Annotated in this window: 12 protein-coding genes and 3 pseudogenes; 8 read left to right on the top strand and 7 right to left on the bottom strand. The window is 66.8% G+C overall.

What is annotated here, in order from left to right:
- The 3 genes and pseudogenes from EBN03_RS32640 to EBN03_RS35390 all read left to right on the top strand — a co-directional run.
- Window positions 1-857, top strand: an 857-nt coding sequence (locus tag EBN03_RS32640) for an IS3 family transposase (RefSeq protein WP_122192038.1), incomplete at its 5' end; no start/stop codon positions are given.
- Between the two features lie 94 nt (window positions 858-951).
- On the top strand, window positions 952-1098 hold the full coding sequence (locus tag EBN03_RS34395) for a hypothetical protein (protein ID WP_158675807.1): 147 nt from the start codon (window positions 952-954) through the stop codon (window positions 1096-1098).
- 1264 nt (window positions 1099-2362) lie between these two features.
- A pseudogene (locus EBN03_RS35390) lies at window positions 2363-2815 on the top strand (serine hydrolase domain-containing protein); the annotation flags it as partial.
- A gap of 716 nt (window positions 2816-3531) precedes the next feature.
- Here the strand turns inward: EBN03_RS35390 and EBN03_RS32650 are convergent.
- From EBN03_RS32650 to EBN03_RS32665, 4 genes and pseudogenes are all read right to left on the bottom strand, one after another.
- Window positions 3532-5220 (bottom strand): ATP-binding cassette domain-containing protein, encoded by a 1689-nt coding sequence (locus EBN03_RS32650; RefSeq protein WP_147471786.1) that lies wholly within the window; start codon window positions 5218-5220, stop codon window positions 3532-3534.
- Window positions 5204-5734 (bottom strand): hypothetical protein, encoded by a 531-nt coding sequence (locus EBN03_RS32655; RefSeq protein ID WP_122192040.1) that lies wholly within the window; start codon window positions 5732-5734, stop codon window positions 5204-5206. The genes EBN03_RS32650 and EBN03_RS32655 overlap by 17 nt, the downstream gene beginning before the upstream one ends.
- A 90-nt stretch (window positions 5735-5824) precedes the next feature.
- Window positions 5825-6253, bottom strand: a pseudogene (locus tag EBN03_RS32660) (transposase); the annotation flags it as partial.
- Window positions 6254-6282: 29 nt separating this feature from the next.
- The gene (locus EBN03_RS32665) at window positions 6283-7698 is read right to left on the bottom strand and encodes an IS30 family transposase (RefSeq protein WP_456093823.1); all 1416 of its coding nucleotides are present in this window, start codon (window positions 7696-7698) and stop codon (window positions 6283-6285) included.
- 194 nt (window positions 7699-7892) lie between these two features.
- On the opposite strand from EBN03_RS32665, the pseudogene EBN03_RS32670 reads away from it, so the two are divergent.
- A pseudogene (locus tag EBN03_RS32670) lies at window positions 7893-8351 on the top strand (transposase); the annotation flags it as partial.
- Window positions 8352-8701: 350 nt separating this feature from the next.
- Entirely contained in the window at window positions 8702-9136 is a 435-nt protein-coding gene (locus EBN03_RS32675) for a hypothetical protein (RefSeq protein WP_199743078.1), read from the top strand.
- A 10-nt stretch (window positions 9137-9146) separates the two neighbouring features.
- Here EBN03_RS32675 and EBN03_RS32680 read toward each other — a convergent pair whose 3' ends face one another.
- From EBN03_RS32680 to EBN03_RS35400, 3 genes are read right to left on the bottom strand one after another with little or no spacing between them, the layout of a single operon-like run.
- Window positions 9147-9329, bottom strand: a complete 183-nt coding sequence (locus tag EBN03_RS32680; protein ID WP_325052119.1) for a hypothetical protein — start codon at window positions 9327-9329, stop codon at window positions 9147-9149.
- On the bottom strand, window positions 9326-9760 hold the full coding sequence (locus tag EBN03_RS32685; RefSeq protein ID WP_325052120.1) for an isochorismatase family protein: 435 nt from the start codon (window positions 9758-9760) through the stop codon (window positions 9326-9328). Before EBN03_RS32685 ends, EBN03_RS32680 begins: the two co-directional genes overlap by 4 nt.
- 36 nt (window positions 9761-9796) lie before the next feature.
- Complete coding sequence (locus EBN03_RS35400; RefSeq protein ID WP_233608801.1) at window positions 9797-11350, bottom strand: pyridoxal-phosphate dependent enzyme; 1554 nt, start codon at window positions 11348-11350, stop codon at window positions 9797-9799.
- A gap of 69 nt (window positions 11351-11419) precedes the next feature.
- On the opposite strand from EBN03_RS35400, the gene EBN03_RS32695 reads away from it, so the two are divergent.
- The 3 genes from EBN03_RS32695 to EBN03_RS32705 all read left to right on the top strand — a co-directional run bounded on the left by EBN03_RS32695 (window position 11420) and on the right by EBN03_RS32705 (window position 15458).
- Entirely contained in the window at window positions 11420-14473 is a 3054-nt protein-coding gene (locus EBN03_RS32695) for an AfsR/SARP family transcriptional regulator (RefSeq protein ID WP_158675808.1), read from the top strand.
- Window positions 14474-14592: 119 nt separating this feature from the next.
- On the top strand, window positions 14593-15027 hold the full coding sequence (locus tag EBN03_RS32700; RefSeq protein ID WP_122192044.1) for a DoxX family protein: 435 nt from the start codon (window positions 14593-14595) through the stop codon (window positions 15025-15027).
- 50 nt (window positions 15028-15077) lie between these two features.
- A complete protein-coding gene (locus EBN03_RS32705; protein ID WP_122192045.1) occupies window positions 15078-15458 on the top strand; it encodes a VOC family protein in 381 nt (126 codons plus the stop codon).
- Window positions 15459-16022 lie beyond the last annotated feature (564 nt).

Raw genomic sequence — 16022 nt, forward strand, 5'->3', positions numbered from 1 at the left:
GTGATGATCATGACTGGAAACTTCTAGACCCGGAACGCCGGCGGGCGGCCGTGGCGCACCTGATGCGCGTGCTCGAAGTGAGCGAGCGGTTCGCCTGCCGGGTCGCCGGGCAGCACCGAAGTACCCAGCGCCGCCCTGCGGCCGCGCAGATGACCGCTGATCCCGATGCGGCACTGCGTGATTGGCTACGCGCCTGGTCGAGAAGCCACCCGCGGCAGGGCTTCCGCCGCGCCTATCACGACGCCCGCGGCGAAGGCTGGACGGTCAACCACAAGAAGATCCAACGCCTCTGGCGCGAGGAGGGACTACGAGTCCCGCAGCGCCGCCGCCGCAAACGCCTGGGCACCTCCACTGCCACGACGGTGACTGCGAACGCGCCGAATCGGGTGTGGGCAGTGGATTTCCAATTCGACGCCACCGACGACGGGCGCCCGGTCAAGATCGTCTCGATCGTCGACGAGCACACCCGCGAATGCCTCGGCGGGTTGGTGGAGCGGTCGATCACCGCGGACCGGCTCATCGACGAGCTCGACCGGATCGCTGTCGACCGGGGTTACCCGGGCGCGCTGCGTTGCGACAACGGACCCGAATTCGCGTGCGCGGCCATGGCCGACTGGGCCGGGGAACGAGTCGGGCTGGCGTTCGTTCCACCTGGCCAGCCCTGGCGCAACGGATACATCGAGTCGTTCAACGGCCGTCTGCGCGATGAATGCCTCAACATCAACAGCTTCTGGTCTCTCACCCATGCTCGCGTCGTGATCAGCGACTGGAAAGACGAATACAACCACCACCGAAGGCATTCTGCCCTGGGCTACAGCACCCCGGCCGGATACGCTGCAACCTGCATCCACCGATAACCGGCTCTCACACGCAGTGGACCGACTTCCGGGGTCCCGTCACCACCGTATGTGGTGTTCGCCGTCGGCCCGTTCAGCGAAACAGGATACCCTCATGACTCATCGAGCAATCACCCTCGCCACCACGGACGCCCCCACCTTCGCGGTTACCATGCCGACGGGCGAGGTCGCCGCCGTACTGACCCAGCTACTTACTTTTCTCGGTGCGGGCAGCTCGATCGGATACCACCCCCACGGTTGATCGCCGCATCTTCGCAGTCATGGCAGGCCACCGTCGTCCAGGGCCCGGGCACCGCGCCCAGCCCGGCCCCGGCGCCCTGGCTGTGCCCGACCACCCCGATCCGAAAGACCCTCCCAAGGGTCGTACTCGCGTGCGCCGTGCCGCGATGATCGGCACCGCGGCGCTGCTTCCGATCGCAGAGATCGTTCGCATGCGCCGCAGCGACTGATCACCCGCACGGGCCGGCTCGGTACCTGCATCAACGCCGGGGTCAGGGTATCGCCACGGCATCAACGACATTCGCGGTGGCCAGGGCGCTCCCCGTCGCACCGAGCGACATGGTCAGGGTTTGCGGCCCGCTCAGCGGCGGCGTCGCCTGGCACTGATGGTTGATCGTGGCCCGGCGCGGGGGCCGCCGGAATCGCCATCGCGGCGACCGGCATCAGGATCGGGGCGGTGAGTACGGCAACGCGGACAAGGTTCGATCGCATGGATCGCCCCACTTTCGATATCGACGGAATATCGGCATCCACCGTTCACTCAGTTGCGGAGCGACAATCATCCTATGCCGCAACAATAACGGTGCATCGGGAGATGTGGATCACTCCGTAGAGTGCGATCGAGGCGAAGAGAAATCAATTTTCGTTGTCGACCGGCAAGAGTTGATTGTGATTCCCGCCGATCAGCCGTACACCCCCGACTCTCAGGCCGGCACCGCGCGTTCACGCGAGGGATCACACAACAGTTCGTTGTCGGTAATCCACGAATAACGGTTTCCCTTCTGCGGTCTTCACCGATACCGTCTACGGCGGAGAGTGCGCAGCTCACCAAAAGGTTCCCCTCGCACCGTATTCCCCATTATGTGGTGCGAGAGGAATCGAATCCTCCTGGTATGAGGAGGATTCATTTCCCTGGCTACGATCTTCTGGTGCAAGCAAACCTCGGATGGTTCCGAGTCGGGGCGTTTATCAGGTAATCCGGCCGCCGGACCTCGGACCGACACGATGTGACGGGAACAGGTCCGGCGTCCCGGTTACGGCGCCGGATGCGTCGGCCAGTCGCGTCGCCTCGTAAAGGACACACCGTCATTACTCACCGAGCACACGTTCGCGGTGCCGCCGCCCTGGCATTCGCCGCTTCGATGCTCGTCCTGAGCATTCCGGCTGCCGCTGCGGCGCAGGACCTTTCCCCGGACAGCCCGAGGTGTGGCATCAGTTCCGGGCGTACCTTCGAGACCGCTTCGGCCGAGCAGGAAGGCCTGGATTCCGGTCGGACGGCCGATGCGATGGCCTACGCGGTCAGCGTCGGCCGGACGAACATCCAGATCTTCCGGCGCGGCTGCCTGATCGGCCGGGGACCGACAAACGACCGGTCCGACGGTGTCCCGTGGAACCTCTGGAGCGGCACCAAGGGCGTGGTTTCGCTGGTGGCCGGGATCGCCTACGACCAAGGGAAACTGGAACTGGACGCGCCGATCGGCACCTACCTGCCACCGGATTTCGGTGACGCCGCACATCGCGCCATCACGGTACGCAACCTCCTCACCCAAACCTCCGGACTGACCACCTCCACGACCATGGAACTGCTGACGTCGATCGGGCCGATCGACCCCGATGTGGGCGCCGAGGCCATGGGAATTCCGCTCGCCACGCCTCCCGGCTCCACATTCGCCTACAGCGGGCGCGCCGTCGATCTGCTGTCCGCTGTCGTGGAAGCCGCTGTCGGCGAACCGTTTCAGCAATTCGCGCAACGCGAGTTGTTCGATCCGCTGGGTATCGAACGCTCCGACTACTACTGGGCACACGACCGTTCCGGCCACACCTACGGCTTCGGGAATCTACTGATCCCACCGGTCGACTTCGCCAAACTCGGGCTGCTCATCGCGCACGACGGACAGTGGGGTGACAAGCGCGTCGTCTCCAGTGATTATCTGCACCAAGCGCATTCGTCGTCGCCGACGAACCCCTGCTACGGCTTCCTGTTCTGGGTGGGCCCCGGCTGCGCCGAACTACCCACCTTCCTCCCAGCCGACAGCTACACCCTCGCCGGCTTCAACATGCAGAACATCTTCGTCGTACCCAGCCTGGACATGACGGTGGTGTGGACCGGCGGCAACGGCCCCACGACGAACGAAATGGTCCCGTGGGAATTCTGGCGGCGCCTCTACGCCGCCTTCGACGAACCACCGATCCCCGACCCGGGCCCGTACATCGACCCCGATCCCCTCGGCCCTTCCGGGGCATCGCGAACAACTTCAACTTCCCCTGCTCGCAGGCGCCCTCGGTGTCGGCCCCGACGCGTACCCCGGCTGCACTCCCCTGGCCTGCCGCGGCGAGACCCTGGCCGACCCATTCACCGACGAACCACCAGGCTGCGTCTTGTACACCTGCCTGGGAGACGACCCCCGCACCCCGGGCATCCACTGACCGAGTCCACTGGCTTGGTGGCGGCGAGTCATCGCTGGGAGATGACCGTGGCGGGTGTCAGGTCGACCACGTTGTCGGCTGCGGTGATGGTGTCGGTGCGGTGGGTGATGGCGATGATGGTGGTGTCGTCGGCCAAGGCGCGCAGTGAGGCCAGGATCTTGTCTTCGGTGTCGCTGTCGAGGGCGGAGCTGGCTTCGTCGAGGAACAGGATCCTGGGTCGGGCGATGAGCGCGCGAGCGATGGAGAGCCGCTGTTTCTCGCCTCCGCTGAGCAGGCGCCCGCCTTCGCCGATCGTGTGGTCCAGGCCGTCGGGGAATTCGTCGAGTTTGTGGCGCAGGCCGACCTTGGTCAGGGTGTCGACGATTTCGGTGTCGGTGAATTCTCTGCCCAGCAGGACGTTTTCGCGGATCGACACGTTCATCATCATCGGTTCCTGGGGCACGTAGCCGACGCGGGCCCAGTAGGTGTCGTCGTCGAAGGTGTTCAAGGTTTGACCGTCGATGCGGACGGTCCCGGTGTAGGTGGTGTTCAGCCTGAGCAGGATGTTCATCAGCGTGGATTTGCCCACGCCGGAAGGGCCGACGACGAAGTTGAGGCATCCGGGGCCGAACGACGCATCGAGCCTGTCGAGGACCGCGGGACCGTCGCTGCTATAGCGCGTCGAGAGGTTCTCGATGTCGAAGACTGGTGCCCGGGTAAATACGGGGGCTTTGTTCGCCGCCGTGCCGCCGGTCACGATCGTGGGCTGATCGGCGAAGAGTTCGAGAACGGGCGCGGCCATGGCCTTGGCCTGAGCGAAGTCCCGCAGTGAGGTACCGACGAGTTCGAACGGCCTGTTGAGCTGAGCGAGGATCAAGATGAGCAACAGTATTTGGGCCAGGTCGGCGCCGCCGCGGTGAAGCAGTAGCAACGCACCGAACGCGCCGCAGTACTGCACCATGACCAGCAGGCCCTGCAGTCCGCCGTAGACGACCCGCCGGCCGTAGAAGGCGTTCCAGTTCGCGCGGGCGTCGACGTAGTTGCGGCGGTTGACTGCGGCGATCCAGGACTGTCCCCGGTAGATGCGGATCGAGACGATGGCGGCGACGACATTGCCGAGGAGGTTGGCGTTGTCGTTGGTCTTGCGCTGGGCCTCGCGCAGGTATTTGTCGGTGACCTTGTTGCTGCGCAGGGTGAGCCACACGGTGGCGGCTCCATAGCCGAGGACGAACACGGCGACGACCGGGTTGATGCTGCGGCTGATCACGGCCATCGATATGGCCACGTCGGACACGCTGGCCAGGATCACCATCATGAACATCTGGATGTAGACCTTGTTCGACTGGCCGAAGCTCTGCACCAGCGTGGAGATCTTCGCGGCGTTGGCGCGGGCGAACACCGAACCGTCGGCGTTCATCACCTTGCCCAGCAACTCGTCGCTGGTGACGTAACCGACGTCCTGTTGCACCCGGTTCATCAGCACCGTCTTGGCGTCCTGGAGGAACCGCGAGGCCGCGGTGGCCGCGGCGAACAGGACGAAGTAGCCGAACAGCTGCGTGGTCGGGCGAGAGATGTCGGAGACCGCTCGTACGAAGATCAACGGACCTGCGATCGACGTGATCGACGCCAGCAGGGTGATCGCGACGAACGCGGCCATATGGCCGCGGGAGGTTCGTAGCCCTCGCCGCAGGATCGCGGCTTGCTCGCGGCTGATGATCCGATCAGGGTGCCAGGGCACGGGTGATCCATTCGTTGGTCAGGGTGGCGCGAATCAGGGCGAACTGTGTGTCGCCGTCGGGGGCACGTCCCCCGGCGAGGTGCGAAAGTTCTTGCTGGTCGAGCAGATTCCGGTCGCACAGTCCGCTGTCACACAGGTCCTCGGCAAGCTGGCGGTAATCGTAGCGGGTCTCGAGATCTCGCCCGCCGCCCTTGCCCGCGCGGTGGACGATTTCGACCGGTAGCTCGGTGAACAACGCCCGCTCCAGTGCGCGGTCGACTCCGCGGTGCAGGTGATGCGTCCTCGGAGTGGTGAGGCTTGCGCGGATCAGGGGCCAGAACAACGCCGGCTTTCGCTGGGTGATCTCGCTGCCGGCCAAGGCGATCTGGTTGATCTCGGCGTTGCGCAACGCGACGTACTGGAATCCCAGCGACAACGGCCAGGCCCCGACCTTTTTCGCGTTGGGAACCAGTTCTTGCGGCCGCGAGAGTCGCGCGACTACAGCCGGTGCCCGGAACGCGAGGTCGCCGAACATGTTCCGCCAATGCATAGGGGACTGCCCCTGGTCTGATTGACTCGCGGGTTGTGGTGGTTTCAGGCCGCGAGTGAGGCCTTGTTCAGGGTCTCATACTCGACCGGGGGTCAGCCGGTCCAGGCCGCGCTGACGTCGGCGCCGGTGGTAGGTCCGTTCGATCCAATGAACCATGGCCAGCCGGAGTTCTGCCTTCGTCTCCCAGCGTTTGCGGTCGAGCACATTGCGTTGCAGCAGAGCGAACCACGATTCCATGGCCGAGTTGTCCGCACACGCGGCGATCCGGCCCATCGAACCGTGCAACCCATTGCGGGACAACACATTGACGTACTTCCGGGAGCGAAACTGACTGCCGCGGTCGGAATGCACGATCGTGCCGGCCGGTGACCGCAGCCCGATCGCGTTCCGCAGCGCCGAGCACGCCAGCTCCGCGGTCATGCGGTCGTCGATCGAGTAGCCGACGATCCGGTTGGACCACACGTCCTTCACCGCGCAAATGTAGAGTTTTCCTTCGCTGGCTTGGATTCCAGCAGTCGTCGCAACACGCGTGATTACGAGGCGTCCAGTAAAGCATGCAGGTGCTCGGCGGGCGTGTCCCAACCCAGCGACTTGCGGGGGCGCTCGTTGAGCTCCTGAGCGACCGCGCGGAGGTAGTCGATATCGTGTCTGGCCAGGTCAGTGCCGCGTGGAAAATATTGCCGGAGAAGCCCATTGGTGTTTTCGTTGGTTCCCCGCTGCCAGGGCGATCCAGGGTCCGCGAAGTAGACGTCGAAGTTGGTCGCGGCGCTGAATGCCCGGTGCTCGGCCATTTCCGCGCCCTGGTCCCAGGTCAGCGTGCCTCTCAGCGCCGCTGGCAGGTCGGCAACGGCGGCGATCAGCGAGTCCCGGACAGTTTCCGCGTTGCGTTCGCGGCCGACGAGACCCAGCATCACGAAGCGTGTGGACCGCTCGACCAGCGTCGCGATCGCCGATCCGCCCAGGGCGCCAATGATGAGGTCACCTTCCCAATGCCCCGGAACCGCCCTCGAGTCGACGACTGCGGGCCGATTGCCGATCGCGTTCATCGGATCGACGAACCTCGGACGGCGGATATCAGGCCGTTTACGAGGTTTGCGGGCCAGACGACCACGCCGAAGTTGTTTTCCGAGTTCACGTTTGAGCTCACCGCGTGCGTGGACATAGATCGCCTGGTAGATCGTCTCGGTGCTCACCCGCATCGCCGACGTGGTCGGGAAGTCCTTGATCAGCCGGTGGCTGATCTGCTGCGGCGACCACTTCTTGTTCAGTTTCGCCTGCACGTAGAGACGAAGGTCCCGGTTTGCGAGCAGCTTCGGCGGCCGCGGTCTGGCTCGGCGTTTCACCGACAGCCGGTGCGCGGTATGAGGCATGTATCCCCGCGACGAGACGGTGTTGCGGGTCAACTCCCGACTGATCGTCGACGGCGCGCGGCCCAGCTCGGACGCGATCTTGCGAATCGACAACCCAGAACGCCGCAGGTCCTGCAGTTGCTCACGCTCAAGCAGACTGAGATATCGAGGGTGGATGATCTTCTCGACAACGTCGAGGTCGACACTCCCACCGATCGCACGCGATCGTCGTTCCGGCACGTTGCCATTGTTCCGCTCGGGGTAACGCACCACACGACCGTCCGGATAAACCCGGCCCCTGCTGATGATCGTGATGCCCTTGTCCCAGTCTGTGGCAGATCGGGCATCGGCGCCGACACGTGTCCGGGCTTGCGCGCGTGTAAGCCCGGCAGCTCGTAGCCGCAGAAACTCCTCCCTGCGCGGATTGACCTTCCGCGCTTCGCTGGTGGAGATTCCCGCCTTGCGAGCCCACGCATAGGCAGTCGGCCGATGAATCCCCAGCTCGCGCGCAACGGTGGAGATAATCTGCCGCTCCCGCACCAGCCGCAGGAATTCCGCCTTCAACTCCGCAGGGTAGACGCGCGGCGTCGCCCTCTGCATGGTCAGCCCGGTGCGACGCAGCCAGTTGTAGCCGGCGTCCTCATGAACACCCACCGCTCTCGCAGCAGCGCGGACAGTTCCTCCCCTGTCGAGCACCCGGAAGAACTCGTCCTTCTGCTGCTGCGTGTACTTCTTGCCGGCCACGGCCACACCTCCCGAGAGGTGTTGCGACGACTGCTGGAATCCAAGCGGGTGAGGGCAAGCTGTATTTGTGCGCGGTGAAGGACGTGTTCTCGAATCGTATCGTCGGCTATTCGATCGATTCCCGGATGAAATCGTCGCTCGCGGTCCGCGCGTTGAACAATGCTGTCGCCAGGCGGGCGGACGTGGCCGGATGCGTGGTCCACAGCGACCGTGGCAGTAAATTTCGGAGCCGGAAGTTCGTGCACGCCTTGACTCGTCACGGCATGGCCGGGTCGATGGGCCGGGTCGGCGCGGCCGGCGACAACGCGGCGATGGAGAGCTTCTTCGCGTTGCTGCAGAAGAACGTCCTGGATCGCCGATCGTGGTCCACGCGTGAGGAATTGCGTATCGCGATCGTCACGTGGATCGAGCGGACCTATCATCGACGGCGTCGCCAGGCCGGGCTCGGTCGTTTGACGCCTGTCGAGTACGAGGTCATCATGACCGCACCGGCCATTCAGGCCGCGTGACCGAAGGCTGTCACCGGATCCTGCACCAGTCCCTTTTGAAGGCACTCGCGCTGGTCAGCCGGTTCAAGAAAACTGACCAGGTAGGAGTCCGACACCATGCGGGTACCGTGCCGAATCGAAAGGCCGTCGGGCTCGGGCCTGTTGAGGAGCCTGTCTCGGGCGAGTGTGGGTCGACATCACCTCCGGCGCGGTGCCGTACCCCCGCGCATGCTCGGCTCAGCGCGTAACACCAACCGCCGCAACCGGATCCAGCTTCCCGGGTAGACACAACCGTTGCATGGAAGATTGCTCCATCGAGTCGTCGTCGTCGTGGCTCTGCCGTACTCTGGCCATAGTCTTACGCAACAAGAGTGGAGATTGCCATGGGACTGTTCGGCAACAAGAAGTCCATGCAAGATCGCCAGGCCGACGCGATGCAGAAGGCCGAGAAAATCGTTCAAGGCAAAGGCCTTACGGGCAAAATGACCAAGGCGTTCATGGGCAGCGAGTTCACGAACGCCATGCAGGGTGCGATGGCATCAGCCAATCAGGCCCAGCAGGCCGCGCAGTTGCGCGCAGCCGGAGTCCCCACCGAGACCGCGACCGTCGTGCAAGTCCAGGACACGGGCCAGACGATCAACGACAACCCGAATGTCGTGCTCCTGCTCGACTTGGGCGGTCGACAGGTGACGATCACAACCCTGGTCTCGCGCCTGGAAATCCCCCGCACCGGCGACAACGTCCTCGTCGTGCGGGAGCCGCAGACCGGCACCATGCTGTACGCAGGACTGGCCCCCCGCGCCTAGTCGGCCGGTCTCAAGCCGCCAGTCCGGCACGCAGTTTGCGGGTGCGGGCCCCTGCGCCGCCGCCGCTGAACACCGCGCCGACGAATTCGGTGGCTCCGGCCGCGAAGACCTCCCGGATCCGCGCCGCTACTTGATCTTCGGAGCCGATGATCGCAAGATCGGCGGGGCCGGCCACGCCCTCGTTGTCCATCATCGCGCGATAGGACGGAAGCGATCCGTAGGCGCCGAAGATCTCGGCGGCCTTGGCCCGTGCTCCCTCGACTGTGGTGCCCTGAATCCACCACCTTCTGCGGCTTCCTCGGCGCGGGTCAGCGTCCGTACTCTCAGGTCAGGTAGCGCACGTCGAAGATCGAGGAGAAGAGAGCGAAGAGCACGGTGTTCGGTCGCGTAGGCCAACGCAGTGGCGGCCGGCGGCAGCGACATGTGCCGGGTCCAGAACACTCGAAATCCACCCGCCCGGGCCGCATCTCGCACCTCCGCGACCGCCGCCACGACGCGGTCGCCGTCGGACAGCGGCCGCACGATTCCCACCTGCATGTCGCAGACCAGCAGTGCGGTGCGACCGGGATCGCATGCGTCGGAAAGGGTGGGGGCTGTACCGAATCGGCCGGCCGCCGAGTCGATCGATCTCTGAGCCCGGACTCGCCTGCGATCCGGTGCTCAGCCGGCGCAGAGGTCCGCGGGGTCGGTGTTGGCACCGCACAACACGATGCCGACCCGTTCGCCGGGGTCGGGCCGGTACGCGCCGGTGGCCAGCGCGGCGAGACCCGCGGCGGAGCCGTGCTCGACGACGATCCGATGGTGATCCCACAGCGACCGGCGCGCCGCGACGAGAGCCGCGTCGGGCACTACCACCGAGCGGGCACCGGCGGTGCGTGCCCACTCCAGGGCTGCGGCCGAAATGCGAGGGGCACCAAGGGAATCGGCCGCGATCGAGTCGATCTGGACGTCGGTGACGGCATCGCGGGCCAGGGCAGTGTGCAGGGCCTGGCTGCCGACCGGTTCCGCGCCGACCAGCCGGACACCGTGCTGGTGGGCGACCGCGGCGATACCGGAGAACATGCCACCCGCGCCGACTGCTACCACGATCGTGTCCAGGTCGCCGCGAATGTCGAGCAGGTCGAGCAGGATGGTGCCGGCACCCGCGCAGGCCGCCCGGTCCTCGTAGGCGTAGGCGTCGATCGCGCCTGTCGTGGCACAGAATTCGGCGGCGGCAGTAGCGGCCTCGTCCTGGGTGTCGCCGAGCAGGCGGACCTCCGCGCCGAGGGCCCGCAGTCGGTCCACCTTCCGGGCTGCGGTGCCGGCGGCCAGGAACACGGTCGCCGGGACGTCGAATCGTTGTGCGGCCCAGGCGAAACCGAGGTCTGCGTTGCGGCCGGTGGCAGCGGCGATGCCCACCTCGGGCAGCGCGCGGCTCGCGGTGAGTTCGGCGAGCAGGTTCACCGCACCGCGTGCCTTGAACGATCCGGTGTGCTGCAGGAATTCGCAAGCCAGCCACAGCTCGGTGCCGGGTAGTAGGTCGGGCGCGGGCAGCACCGTCAGCGGCCGAATCGCCCCCCGGATACGCTCGCGGGCCGTGCGGACGTCGTCGTAGGTCGGTGACGGCATCGGCCGATCATAGCTCCGCGAACCGTTCGGTCGCTTCTCTTCGCTCGCGGTGATCGGTTGTGCGGTAACGGTATCGGTGTGCCGGATGAGCGGCCAGTCGACCGGGACCCGGCCCATGGCGGTGACGTAGTTGCTCAGCAACTGCAGGGCGACGTGCGCCACGACCTCGAGCATGGCCTCGGACCCCAGGGCGCTGTGCGCGGCCGCGAACTCCGCGGGCGTCACGTGGCCGTGGCTGCGCAGAATCGCCCGCGCGAACGCCAGGACGGCTGCGTCCGTGGCAGATTCGGAGCGACCGCTACGCGCCGCGTCGAGGTCGACGGCGGCGAGCCCGGCACCGGCGCCGAGGAATCCGTGCACCGACAGCCCGTAATCCGAGGCGGTCTCCTGGGCCACGAGCAGCCCGAGACGGGTCCGGGTCGGTGCGGTCAGTGTGCTTTCCCTGAGCGAGCGGACGAGAGCCAGGAAACCCTCCAGCGCCGGGATGCTGTTGGCGAGTGCCTTCACCAGGTTCGGTGTGATGCCCAGGACCCGCTGCGCCGACACGAACAGCGCCCGCAGGCGGCCGACCGTGGATTCCGGGTCCACCAGCGGTATTTCGTCCACCGGACCACCATCGACAGCCCCGTTGATACATTCGCTATGCGCTCGCTATGCGGCGCTGGAGGGTTGGGAATGGAACAGACGGTCCGGATCCGGTTCCGGGTGCTGGGGCCGGTAGAGATACTGGGCGACGACGGGCCGCTGACGGCGGCCCCGCGGCATCGGGCGGTACTGGCGTACCTGCTGCTGAACGCCGGGCGGGCCTGCAGCGCCGAGCGGCTGGCCGACGCCATGTGGGGTGTCGAGACACCCGACACGGCACGGGCACAGATCCATGCGAGTATCGCCGCGATCCGGCGTGTCCTACGCGACTGCGGGCGGGACCCGGTGCTGGTGACGACCCCGGCCGGCTATGTCGTTACTCCGGAGCCCGGCGAATTCGACCTCGCCGTCTTCCGCGACGAGATCGCCTCGGTCGCCGTCGGTTCCCAGGTCGACCCGATTGCTCGGCGGGACTCCGTAGGGCACTCGGCTGCACCGCAATTCGGTGCGGGCTCGTTGGTTCTCACGCTGCGACGTGCGCTGGCGCTGTGGCAAGGCGAACCGCTCGCGGGGGTGCACGCGGAGTTCGCAGCCGGCGAGCGACGGCGGCTGCGTGATCGCCGGCTGGCTGCCGTCGAGCTGCTCATGGAGGCCGAGCTGGCCGCGCACCAGCACGAGCAGGTGCTCGACGAACTCGCCGCCGAGGTCGCGGCCCATCCTGGGCGGGAGAGACTCGCGGGCCAGCTGGTGCTGGCGCTGTATCGCAGCGGCCGCCAAGCCGACGCACTCGCAGCGGCCCGCGCGCTGCGCGCGGTGCTGGCCGAGAACCAGGGACTCGACCCCGGTCGTGCCTTCGCTGAACTGGAAGCGGCCGTGCTGCGTGCGGACCCGGCGCTGGACCTGCCCGCACCCGATTCGGTGGTACCGGCTACCCCGGCGACCGTTGTCACCGCAGCTGTTGCCGCGCAGGCGAGTTCCGGCATCTCGATCCCCGAGGCACCGCGTCCCGCCTCGCCGACCAGATCCGCCGGCGCCGTACCCGCCAATTTCCTGCCGTACGACCTGCCGGATTTCGCCGGTCGTGAGGTCGAGCTCGCGGCAATCGTTGCGGACTCGAATTCGATACCGCCGGTGTCCATCTGGACGATCGACGGTATGGCCGGTATCGGCAAGACCGCGCTGGCGGTGCACGCCGCGCACCGGCTCACCGACAGTTGCCCACACGGACAGCTGTTCCTGGATCTGCAGGCGCACACGCCGGGCGCGGATCCGGTGCCGGTGGAGATCGCAACGGCGGTGTTGTTGCGGCAGCTCGGGATGGCCGCTGATCATATTCCGGACAGCGCCGCCGAACGGGCCGCGCTGTGGCGCTCCGAACTGGGCCGGCGCCGGGTGGTCGTCGTGCTCGACAATGTTCGCGACAGCGAGCAGGTGCGGCCACTGCTGCCGGGGTCCGCGGGCAGCATCGTCATCATCACCAGCCGGCGTCGGCTGGTGGACCTCGACGGCGCGCGCACCCTGTCGATGGAGACACTGACGGCCCGGGACGCTGTGGACCTGTTCGGCGCCATCGTCGGCCCGCGCGCGGCCGCGGAACCGGTGGCGGTGCTCGATGTCGCGCAGTTGTGCGGATTCCTGCCGCTGGCGGTACGCATCGCGGCGGCCCGGCTCACTCACCGGTCCCGCTGGACGGTCGGCTACCTGGGGGACCGGCTGCGGGACGAACGGCGGCGGCTCGCCGAACTGGCGACCGCCGAGCGCGGGGTCGCCGCCGCGTTCGCGCTGTCCTACGATCAGCTGGAACCGTTGCCGCAGCGCATGTTCCGGCTGCTGGGGTTGCACCCCGGCACCGATATCGACGCCGCCGCGGCCGCGGCGCTGGCCGGCACCGATCTCGACTCGGCAGAGACCGTGCTCGAGGACCTGCTGGACGTGCACATGGTCGCGCAACGTCGGCTCGGCCGCTACACCATGCACGACCTGTTGCGCGACCAGGCCCGGGCGGCGGCCGACTCCGACTCCGACCGCGCGCGGGCGGTCACCCGGCTGCTGACCTTCTATCTGTACAGCGCCCGTGCCGCAGTGGATCTCGTATTCGCCCACAGTGCGGCGGATCGAGAGGCGTTGCCGGGCACCGATATCGAATGGACGCGGTTCGGCGGACCGGTCCCGGCCGCCGCCTGGCTCGATGCCGAACGCGACAATCTGGTGGCCGCAGTCTGCGCGGCCGCCACCACGGAGGTGGATGGACAACGACTCGCGGTCCTGCTGGCTGCGACACTGCGACCCTATCTCGACGGCAACAGCCATCACAGCGACAGCCGGCGGGTCCATCAGGCAGCGCTCGACGCGAGTACCCGGCTCGGCGACGAGGTCGCACGGGGTCGCGCTCTGACCGATCTCGGCTGGACCGCCTGGCGGCGGGGCGAGCTGACGGCCGCGGCCGACTACTCGCAGGACGCGGTGGATGTCAACCGCCGCGCCGGGAGCCGGTATGAGCTGGCACGTGCGTTGAACACACTCGGCAATGTCGAGGCCCGGCGAGACGACCTCGCCGCCGCACGCGGTTGGCTCGAGGAGGCGCTGGAACTCGCGCAGGAGCTGGGTAGCAGGGTCGGTGAGGCACATGTGCTGGGCAATCTCGGCCTGGTCCTCGCGCGCACCGGCGACGATCGGGCCGCCCAGGACCACTTGGACCGGGCACTGGCCCTGCACCGCCGGCTCGGCAACCGGCACGGAGAAGCCCTGGTGCACAACCATTGCGGCGTGATCGCGGGCGAGCGGCGAGACGACAGGCCGGCTCGGGAACACCACCGACAGGCCGCGCGGTTGTACCGGGCCCTCGGCAATGCGGTCGAGGAGGCGGCGACGCGCAACACGCTGGGCGAGTATCTGCGCCGCACCGGTGACCCGGCCGCCGCGCTGGCCGAACACACGGCCGCGCTCGAGCTGATCGCCGCCGCTCACCCCGGCATCGAACTGGCTCGTACCCATGAGCTGACCGCTCGCGCCCATATCGGTCTGTCCCGGATCGAGGATGCCCGCCGGCACGCGGAATCCGCGGCGCGGCAATACACCGATCTCGGCCTCGCGGCGCCCGCTGACCTGCACCTGCTGCAGTCCGAGCTGGCCGCCGGCCGATGAACAGGCCATCCATGGGGAACGTATAGCGGGACTATCAATACCGGTGTGCAGTCTTTTCGGCAGGAACACGGCGGCTCGAATCAGTGCGAGCCGCCGGTACTCGAACCGAAGGACCGCACATGATCACTCTGCAAGCACCCGCCCCTACGGCGGACCCCGCGCCGGTGACCGGGCGGGGACGTGAGATCGCCTTCTGGACAACGACCGCGCTGCTCGGCCTCATCCTGGTCAGCGGCGCGTTCGGTGAATTCTCGCAGCAGGCCGGAACTCTGGAGACCGAGAGCATTCTCGGCTTCCCTCCCTACTTCCTCTATCTGATCGGCACGTGGAAGCTGCTGGGCACCGCGGCGATTCTGGTCCCGGGCTTCCGCCGGCTGAAGGAATGGGCCTACGCGGGCATGTTCTTCAACATGTCGGGCGCGTTCATCGCCCACGCGGTGCGCCACGATTTCGGCGCCGGCGGCTACCACCTGCTCGTCACCGGCGGCGTCCTGGTCCTGGTGGTCGCGTCGTGGGCGCTGCGCAGCCCCGACCGCGTGCTGGCGGCACGGTAACCGGCCGCTACCTACCCCGTTTCGTTTCGATCGACATCAAGGAGAAGACAATGTCCCTGCAGGTAACCACCATCATGCTGGCCGTCGACGACATGGACCGTTCCAAGCAGTTCTACAAGGAGCTCGGCGCCAGCCTCGGCCAGGACTTCCCGCAATTCGCCTCGTTCGAACTGGCAGGCGGATCCGCCCTGGGTATCTACCCGCTCGCGCACGCCGCCGCTGATGCCGGAGTGCCCGCCGACGGCAGCGGATTCCGCGGTGTCTCCTTCCACCACATCGTCGACGGCCCCGAGGCGGTCGACAAGACCATCGCCACCGCGGTCGCCGCGGGTGCAACGATCGTGCGGGCCGCGGAATCGGCGGGCTGGGGTGGCTATTTCGGCTACATCGCCGACCCCGACGGCCATCTGTGGAAAATCGCCGCGGCCTGAACCGGCCAGGGATCCGGATCGAATCTCAGTGGCCCACAACGCGTCCGACGCGATGTGGGCCACTTCGCCGTGCGGCCGCGGCCGGGATTCGGTTCGGCCGCCAGCTGCCCGACGGGGTGCTCCTGCGCCAGACCCTTGTGCGAACAGCGTGCCAAGACGTGTCGACACTCCATGGACGCAATGGGCGAGCGGGACACCGCATCGGAACCACCGGGACATGCCGGCACTGGACGGACGAGCGGGTGAGTCTCGATGCTCCCTGACACGGAAGAGGTCACTGGTTCAATCCCAGTATCGCGCACCATAAAGTGCAGGTCAGCCCCGGTTTTTCCGGGGCTGACCTGTTTTGTACACGCGCACGGAACTCGTGGCCCCGCACCTCGCCGAGCTGGCGAGCGATCCAGTACTGAGTGTCCGCGCCTGTGTCGCCCACACCATCGCTGCCTGCCTACGGCATGCACGGCCAACGGCCTATGCAGCCTTCGCACGCCTCATCGACGCCGACGATCTCCTACTTGCCTCGGACATGTTGGACGACCTGATGATCTAAATCGGCAACGCAGA

It is taken from the genome of Nocardia stercoris, from assembly GCF_003696265.1.
Taxonomy (GTDB): Bacteria; Actinomycetota; Actinomycetes; order Mycobacteriales; family Mycobacteriaceae; genus Nocardia; species Nocardia stercoris.

Excerpts from the sequence above, each read along its gene's own strand:
- EBN03_RS34395 (WP_158675807.1), top strand. The coding sequence starts at position 952 with ATGACTCATCGAGCAATCACCCTCGCCACCACGGACGCCCCCACCTTC.
- EBN03_RS32655 (WP_122192040.1), bottom strand. The coding sequence starts at position 5,734 with ATGTTCGGCGACCTCGCGTTCCGGGCACCGGCTGTAGTCGCGCGACTC.
- EBN03_RS32665 (WP_456093823.1), bottom strand. The coding sequence starts at position 7,698 with ATGCAGAGGGCGACGCCGCGCGTCTACCCTGCGGAGTTGAAGGCGGAA.
- EBN03_RS32680 (WP_325052119.1), bottom strand. The coding sequence starts at position 9,329 with ATGATGGACAACGAGGGCGTGGCCGGCCCCGCCGATCTTGCGATCATC.
- EBN03_RS32695 (WP_158675808.1), top strand. The coding sequence starts at position 11,420 with ATGGAACAGACGGTCCGGATCCGGTTCCGGGTGCTGGGGCCGGTAGAG.
- EBN03_RS32700 (WP_122192044.1), top strand. The coding sequence starts at position 14,593 with ATGATCACTCTGCAAGCACCCGCCCCTACGGCGGACCCCGCGCCGGTG.
- EBN03_RS32705 (WP_122192045.1), top strand. The coding sequence starts at position 15,078 with ATGTCCCTGCAGGTAACCACCATCATGCTGGCCGTCGACGACATGGAC.